Origin of the sequence: Candidatus Phycorickettsia trachydisci, assembly GCF_003015145.1 — a bacterium.
GTDB lineage: Bacteria > Pseudomonadota > Alphaproteobacteria > Rickettsiales > Rickettsiaceae > Phycorickettsia > Phycorickettsia trachydisci.
In genome coordinates this window covers 245,679-259,949 of sequence record NZ_CP027845.1, presented here as the reverse complement: position 1 = coordinate 259,949, position 14,271 = coordinate 245,679, and the positions used below count along the sequence as shown (strand labels likewise).

Below are 14,271 nucleotides of genomic sequence, written 5' to 3'. Positions count from 1 at the left end.
TTGATAACAACTCCCCAAATTTTTGGATATGTACCTTTATATTCAAATTATATATCCTATTACAGAAATTTTAGATATCAATTAAAACACTCAGAAGGATACAAAAATTTTTCTCATGAACCATCACTATACAAACACTAACAACATATCTAACATTATTGCCTTTGACCTAGTCATTACAATTTTGAGTATATGCGCTTTGACAGAAATTATTTCACAATCCAATTCGATTACAAATCATGACTTAAATCCAAATATGATCCATCACAATAAACTAACATTTTCAATCGCTATTATATTGTTATTTAGCATTTATAAGACTACTTTATTAGGAGTGGTGATATTTGGGGCTGAAATTGAAGATTTAGAAGATCCAGAATTACTCTATACTTTGGAAGAAGATATCCACTCGGACTATATTATGGATTTTGACGATATGGTATAGTGTCTACTAAATTGTTCTTTTTAAAAGCCGCTAAGCGCACAAGACATGCTATGCATTTACCACAAGATCTACCTTGATCATCAGGTTTATAGCAGGTAATGGTGTTTGAATAATCAACTCCTAAAGCCTTACCTTTAGCTATCACACCATCTTTATCCAAATCAATTAAGGGGGCGTAGATTTTAATTTGAGCATCAGTCCCACAGTTCACAACTTCTTGAAATGACTTAATAAACTCAGGCCGAGTATCAGGATAGTTTGCAAAATCTTCCTTATGTACGCCAATAAAAATGCTAGAAGCTCCTATACTTTCAGCATAACTAGTTGCATAGCTTAAAAACAAAAGATTACGAGCAGGAACGTAAGTATCTGCAACTTTTTGAGGTATTTGATCTACCGAATCATACTTAGGTACATTCAGATTATTATTTGTAAGAGCAGACCTTTGAAATGCTGTAGGGTCTAATTTAATAACTTTATGGGAAGCAGCTTTTTGCGCTACCAACTTTGATTTCTCTAGCTCGATACGATGTTTTTGACCGTAATCAAAACTAATTGCATGTACTTCAAATCCTTGTTGCAAGGCTATCGCAAGAGTTGTAGCAGAATCTGCTCCACCGCTGATTAATGCTACTGCTTTTTTCATAAGTTATTTATTATTAGATTCAATTTTTAGTTTACTCCCTATTTTAATAATAATGCAAATATATAACAAATCAACCGATCTGATCTATTGTGGTTCCGTCTTCACCTAAGGTTTTTAGCTCCTTTGCATCGAAATCTGCATCAGGATGGAACTTTAGATGACATGCTTTAAGCGCATCTAATGTTTCTTTTTTATGAAATCCAATTTCTCCGTAGTACTTTATTAGAGCTTCGCTCGATGCTTTAAATTGATCCACTAAATATTCAATCATTGAAAACTTTTCAGGCGATTTTTCAATTTCCTCGTTTCTAACTATCCATAAACTTTCTTCTAATGTTTCAGGTGCGTAGCTTTCCAAATCGATATTTTTTTCACGGGCAAAATCTACCATAAATTTCACCATATCTAAACTATGATCTATAGCTTTTTTTAATGGATATTTTCTAATACCCTCCCTAATATAAGATCCCGCTCCTCCTTCGTTGAAAAGAAATGTAAAGACATCTTTATAACCATATTTTGCAGCTATATCTAAAAGATTTACTTTCCCTGTTCCAGTATCATTAAATTTAGCATACAATTTAACACCCTTTTCTTGGAACCATTTCAATCTATTTAGTTTACCAAACTTCGCAGCACATACAACCGGAGCTGGCATATCAACAACTGTCCACTTATGCCTGATTGTATAAGATATTTGATAAGGATTAACACCATAATCATAAAGAAGCTGGAGCACTTCAGTTCCATCACCATGTGCCGACGCAACCACATGCATAAGACCTATATATCTCGACACCTCATAACCATCAATATCAGCGACTTTTCTAGTATCAAAATGGTTTAAATTTGCATCTTCACGCCCAAACTTCTCTAATGCTTCCTGCACCTCTGGAATATTATTAGCTTCTATACTATTAATTGATTTCAAGAATGGCTCTTTCCATTTCCCTGTTGGACGTGGCGTACCCTCATATTCTTTAGGAGAATTAGATTTTAACATATAGTTACACTTTTGTATTTATTTATTGATAACTCTTCGTTATAAATATTAACATACCTTTTTCTAAGTGTAAAGCTAAGGGCTTCTAGGAAAATGCTAGTTAAAGAGTAAATATCAAAAAAATCTTGTTGATGAAGAGCGCTTTGCTATAAATTCTAACTCCAAAGATTCTTCATCTTATCAAATATGCTTTCTGAGGCTTTATTTTGAGCTAAATCTTTTTCTAACTCTTCAAGCATTTGACGTTGTTTAGCGGTCAAATTCTTTGGCACCGTCGAAACTACATGCACGATAAGACTGCCTCTGCTTTTAGAACCCGTAATAGACATACCCTTATTCTTAATAGTAATTTGATGACCGTGCTCTGTGCCTTGAGGGATCGTTACGGAGATCTTTTCTCCATTTATATCTTCAACTTCCACTTTTCCTCCCAGGATTAGAGTAATAAAGCTAACTGGAAGCCTGCAGTGCATATTTGCTCTCTCATCTACTCTAAATATTGAATGAGGCTTGATAGAAATCAGAATATATAAATCACCACTTGCGCCCCCTCTAAAACCAGCACTACCTTCAGCAGTTTTGCGTAAACGCATACCGTCCGTTACGCCGCAAGGTATATTAATTTCAACATTTTTAGTTTTTTGATAAGCCCCCCTGCCTCCGCATGATGAGCAAGGATCTTTTACAATATGTCCAGCTCCGCCACAAGTTCCACATGGGCGCTCTATCGAAAAGAAGCCTTGTTTCATATAAATAGCGCCTCTACCTCCACATGTAGTACATGTAGAAATGGCCCCAGTCTTACTACCTAATCCATTACATTGACCACACTTAGTATCACAAGCAAAAGAAATTGTTTTTTGAGTACCATGAAATGCTTCCTCAAGAGTTATAGTCATATGATACTGCAAATCAGCCCCTCTCTCTTTTTGAGGTCCACGCGACTTACTTCTACCTCCCCCACCAAAACCAAACATGTCAAAGATATTCTCAACATCTATATCACCAAAATCAAATCCTCCAGCTCTTCCAAATCCGCCTCCACCAAATCCACCAGAATTAAAGGACTCGTGACCAAAACGATCATATGTGGCCTTCTTTTGTGGATCTTTTAAAATATCGTATGCTTGGTTAATTTCTTTGAATTTTTTCTCAGCCTCAAGATTCCCTTTGTTCCGATCAGGGTGATATTGCATCGCAAGCTTGCGATAAGCTTTTTTTATCTCATCCTCTGATGCACCTTGAGAAACTCCTAAGATTTTATAATAGTCTTGTTGTGACATGTATTTCTTTATTTATATACAAACAAGGCACCATTAAGGTACCCTATTTAGTTAATATCAACCACTTTTTCGTCTTTAGGCCCCTCTTCTTGATTTCCGCTATCTTGAGGGTTCGCATCAGCATTTTGTTTATACATAGCTTGCCCTATTGCCATAGCAAGAGATTGAAGTTTATCAATATTACTACTAATAACTTCTTTGTCCTCACCTTTTAAATACTCTTGCAAAGCAGATATAGCGCTTTGAATCTCAGTTTTTTGGGATTCTTCTATCTTATCACCGTATTCTTTTATGGAGCTTTCTGTTGAATAAATTAACGTATCAGCTCTATTTTTGAGCTCAACAAGCTCTTTACGCTCTTTATCTTGGACTTCAAATTCCTTAGCTTCACGAACCATTCTTTCAATTTCATCTTTTTCAAGTCCACTTGAAGATTGAATTGTAACCTTATTTTCTTTACCTGTAGCCTTATCTTTTGCAGATACGTGAACAATACCGTTAGCATCAATATCAAATGTTACTTCAATTTGAGGTACTCCCCTTGGAGCCGGTGGAATGCCTTCTAAATTAAATTCACCAAGCAGTTTATTTTCCGCGGCAAACTCACGCTCACCCTGGAATACCCTAATAGTTACAGCTGGCTGATTATCACTAGCAGTTGAGAAAACCTGACTTTTCTTAATCGGTATAGTAGTGTTACGCTCAATTAGCTTTGAGAAAATACCACCCATCACTTCTATACCCAAGGAAAGAGGCGTTACGTCAAGTAGAAGCAAGTCTTTTACATCTCCTTGCAACACACCCCCTTGTACAGCAGCACCAAGCGCAACAACTTCATCTGGGTTTACACTTTTATTTGGCTCTTTACCAAAAAATTCTTTTACCTTTTGGACAACCTTAGGCATCCTTGTCATACCACCAACAAGCACTACCTCGTTCACATCTTTTGCAGTAAGACCAGCATCTTTCAGTGCAAGTCCGCAAGGCTCTATAGTCTTGTCAATTAAATCCATAACCAAACTCTCAAGCTTTGCTCTAGTAAACTTGATATTTAAATGCTTAGGACCTGTTTGGTCGGCAGTAATATATGGTAAGTTAATATCAGTTTCTTGAGTTGAAGATAACTCTTTTTTAGCTTTCTCAGCTGCCTCTTTTAATCTTTGCAAAGCAAGTGGGTCATTTTTTAAATTAATACCACTCTGTTTTTTAAATTCATCAATTAGGTAATCTTGAATTCTCATGTCGAAGTCTTCACCCCCCAAGAATGTATTACCGTTTGTAGATTTTACTTCAAACACTCCACCATCACTTATCTCTAAAATAGAGATATCAAACGTACCACCACCTAAGTCATACACAGCAATAGTTTGAGATTTAGCCTTATCAAATCCATAAGCAAGAGCCGCAGCGGTTGGCTCATTAATAATCCTTTCAACTTCTAAACCAGCAATATGACCAGCATCTTTTGTAGCTTGTCTCTGGGCATCATTAAAATATGCAGGAACTGTAATAACAGCTTTGGTTACTTTTTCACCTAAGAAATTTTCAGCAGCTTCTTTCATTTTTTGCAGGATAAAAGCACTGACTTGACTTGGAGAATATTTTTTGCCATCAATTTCAACCCATGCATCACCATTGTCTGCTTTAACAATTTTATATGGCACCAACTCTTGATCCTTTTTGGTTAATGGATCATCAAATCTCCTACCAATAAGCCTTTTTATAGCAAATAAAGTTTTTTGTGGATTAGTAATTGCCTGACGCTTTGCACTATCACCAACTAATACATTTGAATCAACGAATGCAACCATTGATGGAGTTGTTCTACTACCTTCCAAGTTTGCTATTACTTTTGGCTCCTTAGCATCCATAATCGCGACACAAGAGTTAGTTGTGCCTAAATCTATACCAATAATTTTTGACATAATATAATTTACTTTTTGAATTATCTAATAGCTTTGATATAGTGAACATATTAACTTTTACAAGAAGGTCATATGAAAAAATTTGTTTTTTGTTTGTTTTTTATTTTTTCTAGCACATTTGCTGATATTAAGGACAACGTTCTAGACAAAGCTCGCAAATCTACCGTAACCATAGAAGGAAGAGCTGCAGTAGCAGCATACGGAAGCAAAGGTAGCTGGTCCGGTACAGGTTTTATAGCTAATAAAGCTAAGGGGATAATAATCACAAACGAGCATGTAACAAAAGCTTCAAATTCTATCGCAAATTACTCTATCAAATTCCACAATGGTAGACTAGCTCAAGCAAAACTAGGATATTATGATCTGTGGCTTGATTTTTCTTTCTTGCAAGTAAATCCCAAAGATATTCCTGACGATGTGCAGGAAATAAATTTTAGCACCAAACAGGCTTTTGAAGGACAACATGTATTTATCGTAGGCAATACAGAAGGTCAATCTTTCTCATTTCATGATGGTTATATATCAAATCCATTTGAAATTAGTGGAGATATTGCACAACACACTTTTGTAGTTAATCTAAATATTGCAGGTGGCGCAAGTGGATCTCCTGTGTTAAACGACGATGGCGATGCTGTTGCCATAACATATGGAGGATCAAAAACATACGCCTTAGCTCTTCATGGATCATATATATCGAACGCTTTAAAAAGTTATGAATCCGGCGTAACACCTCAAAGAAGACACATAGGTGTTATCACAAAGATGTACTCATTAGACAAAGTTGTGAAACATAAAAATTTCCCAGAAAGCTTAATGATTGCTTATCTGAAAGATTTTCCGGATAGCAGAAACAATGTATTAGCAATCAAAGCATTTATACCAGGCTCTAAAGCTTCAGATAAATTGCAAAATGGCGACATAATATGGGAAGTAGCCGGTAAACGAGTTGGTCCTAGCTTATATGAATTTGATCATCTAATGGATAGTGTAACAAGCAACACTATAGATTTAACTATCTACCGTAATGGTCAAAAAATTCCAGTCACTCTTGATCTATATAATTTAGAGGACAACAAAATATCTAAAATGCTAGAGTTTGGAGGAGCGGTGCTTTTCGAAACTAATGACCTTAGTAGCTATGCTTCAGGTATACCCATTAAATCATTGGGAATAGCTTACATAGCACCAGGTAGCGGTCTTAGCGTTAGAGATCTGCTTCCTTATAGTCATGAGAGACAAGACTTTAGACTAAAGATTAATAAAATTGGCTCAACTCCAGTGAAAGATATTGACAGCGCAGTTAAAGCAATATGCAGTTTAAATGGCGCTAAATTTATAACCATGGATTTTGAAAACTTTAATCCTTTTATTACTATGTACAATGGCACGATCACTTCAAGACGTGATCTTGGAATCGCCGACATCGTATTGAGTAATACAGAAACTTTACCAAAACTATATACCTTTAATAAAAAGATTATGGAGTGGGAGTTAAACGAAAATCCATGTAAACAACCACAGTAGTTGTAAATTTGTAGCGAAATAGATAATTTTTTATTTATTGAGACAGAGAATCTAATATTTAGGCACAAGGTAAGTGATAATGGCAGGAATAATTTTTAATATACAAAACTTTATGCTGCCATTTAAAAAGTTCCTTCTTTGTCTTCCGATTTGCTTATTAAGTTCTTTTGCCTTATCGGCACCTAAATATGTAGATTACTACGACTCATATGATTCTTCTCATTTAGAGGGTAGTCTGCTTGGGAATAAGATATTCTTTAAAATGAAATTAACTGGCATAAGATCCAAAAGTAAAGATAGCGGATTACCAGATCCAAGCCCTATAAACGGCACATCTTTAAATAGCATCGACCACGATCTAGTTGCTAATGGCTTTGGTGGCGAATTATCAAGCTCTGTCTTTTTCTCAGAATATTTTGCCTCAGAAATAGGCTTAGGTTTTCACGCTTATCGCACAAAACAAGAAGCACTTAATAACGTAGGATCATATTACGGTAGTCTAAATTATCATAAAAATATCAACATATACTCCGTACCATTTCAAGTAATTTTTCAATATTATATTGCTCCCTTTGGAGGCATTACTCCTTATGTAGGTCTAGGTTATGGAACTTCATATTTTTTCACGCATAATAAATCCTTGAAAGTTAAGCCTTTATCCTTGGGACCTATAGCTCAAGTTGGTCTTGATTTATGGGCTCAAGATAATACAGCTATTACTTTTGAAATTAAAAAACAATTCTTACGTGCAAAGGTATTCTATAAGTCTTCTTATCTAGAAACTACAAATGATGTGCCAGTAAAAGTAAAATTGGATCCTACGTTTATTTCTTTAGGCATAACTTACAAATTTTAGTAATTTTCAAAGTACAACCTTCTTGCATTTTAATCTTGAAAAAGTAGACTAAAAGTCTCTTATTTCCAGGATTATTATCACTTTATAATAACCATATCCTTCCCAAAAAACTCACAAAAAAAGGATGTGCTATATTAACCATCTTTTCCAAATATATTAACCCAATAAATGAGTTGACATATCCTTAAAGTAATTTGGTTGTAATATTACAAGTATATTAAACAGGTGCAACTTTATGGATGGATCATCATTCAATTTATTTTCTGCTATAACTAATGACGATGAACAAGAGGTGGATATTATACTCGATCACCGACCATTTCTCATTGATGATAAAAATGAAGACAATGAAACTGCTCTGATATATGCCGTTAAGAGATCCAATTACTCAATAACAAAAATTTTGCTCAACAAAGGAGCTAACGTCTTAGATCGAGATTCTTTGAATTCGCAAACTGCTTTGCATATAGCAGCAGCAAATGGAGATGAAGATTTAACTATTTTATTAATTGGACATGGAGCACGAGTTAATACAGTAGATGGACATGATGAGACACCTTTGTATAAGTCAGTTAAGGAAGGATATTATCAAGTAGCATCTATCTTATTAAGTCATGGAGCACGTGCTAATTGTCATGGACGCTATCTCATTACTCCCCTACACTGGGCAATATCAAAAAACGACGCACGCTTAGTAGAATTATTACTAAACTACCAAGCTAACGTTAATGCAACAGATCATTCAGGGATGAGCCCTTTGCATTATGCAGTTAAATACAATAACTTTCAAATTGCCCAACTTTTAGCTCAAAAAAATCCTGATCCCAACATATTGGATCATTATTTTCATAGCCCTTTAACTTTCGCTATAAGTAAAACCGGAGATCATCTAGAAATAGTATCGATATTGTGTCAAATGAACACTTTGATCAATCTCAAAGAAAGCAAAGTACGCGATTACTTTCTTGACAACTTTGAAAAGCTTCTTTCATGTGTTACTGATATGAATCAAAGGGTGTTTATAGGTCTTAAAATTTTATCTCTCTTTTATATCAGCGGACAGGACGAATCAAGTTTCAAAGATTTTACCTCTGTAATGATTAATCAAATCCAAGAATATAAGAGTTCCCTTTTACTTAAATTAGATGAGATAGAATTTAGTAGTGAATCACATTTTCAAGAATTAGTAAATCAATTAACATACCAAGCTTCAGAGTGGGAAAGATTAAAGGAAATCTTTATTAAGAGAGAGCCCACAATATGCGAATCTTTGGATAGATTGTTAAATGTAACCAATAATATTCTAAATACTTGCAATACAAAACATTTAGCAACCAATCATATTAAACGTAAAATAGAAATTTTACCAGAAGTTCAAGATCATGTTTCGCCAATTAAAAAAACCTCATCCAAAAAATCTTTACAAAAACCTTCAGCACTAGAAATACCATCATCAACTTTACCAGTAGTAAAACACTCAAGCCCTCACTATGAGTCTTCTCCTCAAACTTCCACCAAGTCATCACCCAGATCTCCCTCTAAATCGCTCTGCAAGAAACATCTTGAACCAATTAAAACCGATAATATTACAAACCAAGAGCTATCTTCATCCACAAAAACTAATGATGCTTCATACACACCTAAAAAATCGAACTTTTCATCATTAAATCAAAAAGATACCTCATTAGAATTTAAAAGCGAGTCTTCAGGAACAAGTCCTAAAGTAAAACTCAAAGTAATTGATCCTTTTTTAACTGAGTATTTTGTGGATCTTCCAAATGATACATTGGACCTTTCAAATACTCCAAAACCTCCAAGTCCACAAAGAAAAAAAATAAGCCCAACACATTCTAAAACAAGCCCAAATGCAAAATCACAAGCGCAAGATTCTTATCTAAATGAACACTTTCCAGATCTTTCGAATGATGCACTAGACTCTTCACACACCCCAAGACCTCCAAGTCCGCAAAGAAAAAAAATAAGTCTAACATCCCCTAAAACGAGCCCAAATTCGAAAGTGAAGTTAATAGATTCTTATTTGATTGAACATCTCGATAATTTTTCCAATGATGCATTGGACTCTTCACGCACATCAAATCCCTCAAGTCCGCAAAGAAGAAAAACAAGTCCAACATTCTCTAAAGCAAGCCCAAATGCTAAATTAAAAATCATGGATTCTTATCTAGCCGAAAGGCTTGAAGATGTTTCAAGTGATGGATTAAATTTTGCAAGTACATGGAGCCCTTCAGGTACACCAAGGCCAAAAACTAGCCCAATATTCTCTAGAACAACTCTCAATACAAAATCAAAAAAAATAGACACACATCTAACCGAGCATCTTGAAAATTTTCTAGATAATACATTAGACTCTTCCAATACTTTAAATACTTCCAACTCTCAAACTTCACAAAGACCAAAAACTGCCGGGACATCCTCGAACGCAACATTAAATATGAAATTAAGAATTCATGAACTTGAAACAAGGTTGGATTCTCTTCTATTAGACTATTCTCAAGAAATACAAGAAGATGTAAACGAATATAGCGCGGACAAGTTAGGTGATGATAATAACATATAAATTTTCCTTAAAAAATATGTATTATTTTATTAGCTCTTGCAGTTTGAAAATTTCATCTAACGCATTTCGTGGCGTAATTTGATTTGCATCTAACTTGCAGATGTAATCTTTAATTTTCTGATAATTATCATCTTCGTAATTTATTTCATCAGCAGGAACTGTTAACTTCACATCTTGCTGCAGCGAATTAAAGATTTGTTCTGCCCGTCTAATAACGCTTATAGGAATGCCAGCGAGCTTAGCGATCTTGATACCATAAGACCTATCTGATGGTCCTTCTTTAATTTTATGTAGGAACAATAATGAACCCGCTACTTCTTTTGCGCTCACATGATAATTGCGAATATTAGGCCAATTACTAGAAAAGCTAGCAAGCTCATGATAATGAGTTGCAAACAATGATCTACACTTTATTGCATCATGAATATACTCTAGGCAGCTCAGTGCAATTGAGACTCCATCATAAGTAGATGTACCCCTCCCTAATTCATCTATAATGATCAAAGATTTGGAAGTAGCTTGAGCAAGTATTGCAGCAGTCTCAGTCATTTCGACCATAAACGTAGACTGCCCCTTTGCCAAATCATCACTAGCGCCAATTCGACTAAATACTTTATCAATTATGCCAATTTTCGCATAAGATGCAGGAACAAAAAAACCAGCTTGAGCAATAATAGCAATAACCGCGTTTTGCCTCAAAAATGTACTTTTGCCTGACATATTAGGCCCTGTTAAAAGCCAAATATTATGCCCATCCGATAGATCGGAATCATTTGCTATAAAACTGGTTTGATCAGACTTTAAATAATCTTCAACAACAGGATGGCGCCCATCTTTAATAATAAAAGTATTATCCTCTAGCATCTCGGGTTTACAGTAATTTTTCTCATGCGCAAAAAGTGCTGCGCTTGTGATAACATCCAAAAAGTTCAAAGAGGTTGCCATGCTATTTAAAGAGATAAACTCTTGCATAATGCTATGGCATATTTCTGTAAAAATCTCTTTTTCAAGCCCTCTCAAAAGACCTTGTGCGTTAATGATATCTTTCTCAAGATTTTGAAGCTCGCTAGTAGTAAATCTAGCTCCATTGACTGTTGTTTGGCGATGAATAAAAGTATCATCTAGTTTGGAGATATTGCGAGAAGATACTTCCACGAACATCCCAAGCACGTTGTTTTGACTAATTTTTAAATTTTCAATACCTGTACTACTTACATATTTAAGTCTTAACTGACCTACAATTTTATGCGAATCTTTAATCAAATCGCATAACTCTTGTATTTTTTGATGATAAGAGTGCTTGATATAAGTTACTTCCTCTGCTAGATCGGTTTCTATAATGGCCTCATGAATTAAATTATAGATTTCATCATGACCCTGAAGACCATAAAAAGCCTTTTCGAGCAAATCAGGCATAATCAGTCCTAGCTCGCTTGTAAAAAACTCTTTAATTTTGTTTGTAATAACAATAGCATTTTTTAGATCAAGTAAATCAGCTGGAGATGCTCTGTGCATATTGATACGACTTATCGATCTTTCAGGATCTCCCAATTGATTTAAAATACTTCTTATCTGGTTGCACAGATTTAAATTATCTTTAAAGAATTCAATCAGATCATGCCTAAACTTAATTTCTTCAATATCAGTTAAAGGACTTGCAAGCATGGAATAAAAAAGTCTTGCACCAGATTTAGTAATCGTAGAATTTAGGGCATCAAAAAGGCTTCCTTTAACCATTCCTTTATTATTACGAGAAATCTCTAAGCCACTTCTTGTAACAGCATCAATTAGCATAAATTTTGAGTTATTCAAAATTTTAGGAAATCCCAGTTGTGGCAGATTACTCTTTTGAGTTAGAGATAAATATTGCAACACGGATCCTATGCTTACAACGGATAAATCCCTTAATTGTCCTAAAGATGAGATATTCGCTATGTTATAGTATTCTAAAATAGATCTAGTGCATTTAGAGACGGCAAAATAACTATCTACCTGAGAGACTAATTTAGATTTATAAGGCGTAAGTATTTGATGCAACAGAGGCCTTACACTTTGCGGTACTAATATTTCTTTAGGATCTATTCTTGTTACCTCTGCCAAAAGACAATTAATAGGCACACAAGTAGTTTTAAATTCTAAGGTAGTAATATCGACATAAGCGATTGCGGCAGTTTCCTGATTACATACTAAAGACATTAAGTAGTTTGGAGCATTTTCAACCACTCCATCTTCGAACATAGTACCACTAGTCGCAATCCGTACTACATCACGTTTTATAACGGCTTTTGTACCACCTCTTTTTTTAGCTTCCTCCGGAGTTTCAATTTGATCACAAATAGCAACCTTAAATCCTTCTTCAACAATCTTAGGTAAGTAGTTAGCAAGAGCATGATAAGGCACACCGCACATTGGCACATTATCTTCCTTATTGCTGCGTTTTGTAAGTGTTAAGCCTAAAAGTTTGCTTATTATGACTGCATCTTCAAAAAATAGCTCATAAAAATCTCCTAAACGAAATAAAATGATGCAGTCAAGGTTTTGGTATTTAATATCTAAATATTGCTTGATGATGGATGTGGCAGATTCATAGTTATATTTTTCTTTAAATTCTTCAAATGTCATTTTTAGGCTTTAAAAAGTATAAAGGTATCATTACAGCAAACCATGAGATCAAAATTTTACCAGTCAACATCAATTGACCATTTTTATCTATGATCTGTATAAATAATAAATAAATACATGCCACAAGTGCAATAGGCGCAATGATAAATACTGCAGGACATTGAAAATGTCTTGGCATTTCGGGCATTTTAAAGCGTAAGTAAAGTACGATAGATGTAACGCAAGCATAATCCATAAGACTTGCCATACTTGATAACCTGATAATAGTATCAAAAGGTACAAAACCTCCTATCAATGCTATTAGTACCGTGAGCATTATGATAGTTTTATGCGGGCTACCATATTTTTGGTGTATTTGACTAAAGGCTTGTGGCAAAATACCATCACGAGAGATAACATACACGATCCTAGAAAGACCATAAAGCTGCATCATAAGTACGGTTGTCATACCACATATTGCTCCAATTGCAACTATTATAGAACCAATTTGGCTACCTTTTACATTCAATGCATATGCAAGAGGCTGCGCATTATTTAATTCAGTATATGGCACAAGACCAGTGACAAGACCACCTAATACAACATAAACAAGCGTAGATAAAACTAAGGCTCCCACGATACCTATAGTAACATCTCTTTTGGGATTTCTGCACTCCTCTGCAGCTGTTGCGATAACTCCAAATCCACAAAATGAAAAAAATGATATTGACGCCCCTCCCAGAACTCCATGAAAGCCAAAAGGCATAAAATCAGACCAATTTTTTGATTCAAAATGAGGGCTAGCCGCAATCACAAAAGCAGTTATAGCAATAAATTTTATAATCACTAAAATAGTATTTAATCTTTTGCTATCTTTAGTTCCTAAATAAACAACAAATCCAGCAAATCCAGCCATCATTATAGCAAGTAGATCGCAAAAACCTCCTGCAGAAGGAACTTTTCCTATTATATCAGGTAGCACAATACCGGTTTTAACCATTAACCCCTGAACATAAGCAGACCAACCAGCAGCAACAGAGGCAGCACCTAACCCCATCTCTAAAAACATAACACCACCCATGATCCAAGCAAAAAGCTCTCCATAGGCAACATAACTATATGTATAAACGCTTCCAGAAGTAGGTATCATTACAGCAAGTTCGGCGTAAGCAAGTGCAACAAAAATACATACAAGACCACCGATTGCATAAGAAAGAGTAACAGCGGGTCCTGCAAATTCCGCAGCTACCTGTCCGGTTGTAACAAACGCGCCAACTCCAATGATAGATCCAAGGCCGATCATAATTAAGTCCATAGGACCAAGGTTTTTTGCAAGACCACTACTTGCACTACTTTCTCTAATAGAATCTATATTCTTTTTATAAAAGGCTCTTATCATAACATCATAAA

10 protein-coding genes are annotated in these 14,271 nt (G+C 35.0%); 4 read left to right on the top strand and 6 right to left on the bottom strand.

The genetic code is table 11. The features are described from left to right. The first annotated feature begins 115 nt into the window (after window positions 1–115). On the top strand, window positions 116–445 hold the full coding sequence (locus phytr_RS01095; RefSeq protein ID WP_106874054.1) for a hypothetical protein: 330 nt from the start codon (window positions 116–118) through the stop codon (window positions 443–445). Here the strand turns inward: phytr_RS01095 and queC are convergent. From queC to dnaK, 4 genes are all read right to left on the bottom strand, one after another. Then, on the bottom strand, window positions 420–1,091 hold the full coding sequence (queC, locus tag phytr_RS01090; RefSeq protein WP_106874053.1) for a 7-cyano-7-deazaguanine synthase QueC: 672 nt from the start codon (window positions 1,089–1,091) through the stop codon (window positions 420–422). The genes phytr_RS01095 and queC overlap by 26 nt on opposite strands. A 70-nt stretch (window positions 1,092–1,161) precedes the next feature. Continuing rightward, window positions 1,162–2,094 carry a hypothetical protein gene (locus phytr_RS01085; RefSeq protein ID WP_106874052.1) on the bottom strand — a complete coding sequence of 311 codons (933 nt, stop codon included), beginning with the start codon at window positions 2,092–2,094 and terminating at the stop codon, window positions 1,162–1,164. Between the two features lie 155 nt (window positions 2,095–2,249). Continuing rightward, a complete protein-coding gene (gene dnaJ / locus phytr_RS01080) occupies window positions 2,250–3,377 on the bottom strand; it encodes a molecular chaperone DnaJ (protein WP_106874051.1) in 1,128 nt (375 codons plus the stop codon). Between the two features lie 47 nt (window positions 3,378–3,424). Then, window positions 3,425–5,302 (bottom strand): molecular chaperone DnaK, encoded by a 1,878-nt coding sequence (gene dnaK, locus phytr_RS01075; protein ID WP_106874050.1) that lies wholly within the window; start codon window positions 5,300–5,302, stop codon window positions 3,425–3,427. Between the two features lie 72 nt (window positions 5,303–5,374). Here dnaK and phytr_RS01070 point away from each other — a divergent pair, with 72 nt between their 5' ends. From phytr_RS01070 to phytr_RS01060, 3 genes are all read left to right on the top strand, one after another. Continuing rightward, window positions 5,375–6,826: a S1C family serine protease gene (locus tag phytr_RS01070; RefSeq protein WP_106874049.1), complete on the top strand. Its 1,452-nt coding sequence runs from the start codon at window positions 5,375–5,377 to the stop codon at window positions 6,824–6,826. Between the two features lie 79 nt (window positions 6,827–6,905). Further along, window positions 6,906–7,682 (top strand): OmpW/AlkL family protein, encoded by a 777-nt coding sequence (locus phytr_RS01065; RefSeq protein WP_106874048.1) that lies wholly within the window; start codon window positions 6,906–6,908, stop codon window positions 7,680–7,682. A gap of 235 nt (window positions 7,683–7,917) precedes the next feature. Next, window positions 7,918–10,260, top strand: coding sequence for an ankyrin repeat domain-containing protein (locus phytr_RS01060; protein ID WP_106874047.1), 2,343 nt, complete (start codon window positions 7,918–7,920; stop codon window positions 10,258–10,260). Window positions 10,261–10,281: 21 nt separating this feature from the next. On the opposite strand, the gene mutS is transcribed toward phytr_RS01060, so the two are convergent. Next, on the bottom strand, window positions 10,282–12,882 hold the full coding sequence (gene mutS, locus phytr_RS01055) for a DNA mismatch repair protein MutS (RefSeq protein WP_106874046.1): 2,601 nt from the start codon (window positions 12,880–12,882) through the stop codon (window positions 10,282–10,284). Further along, window positions 12,872–14,260 carry an amino acid permease gene (locus phytr_RS01050; protein ID WP_106874045.1) on the bottom strand — a complete coding sequence of 463 codons (1,389 nt, stop codon included), beginning with the start codon at window positions 14,258–14,260 and terminating at the stop codon, window positions 12,872–12,874. The genes mutS and phytr_RS01050 overlap by 11 nt, the downstream gene beginning before the upstream one ends. Window positions 14,261–14,271 lie beyond the last annotated feature (11 nt).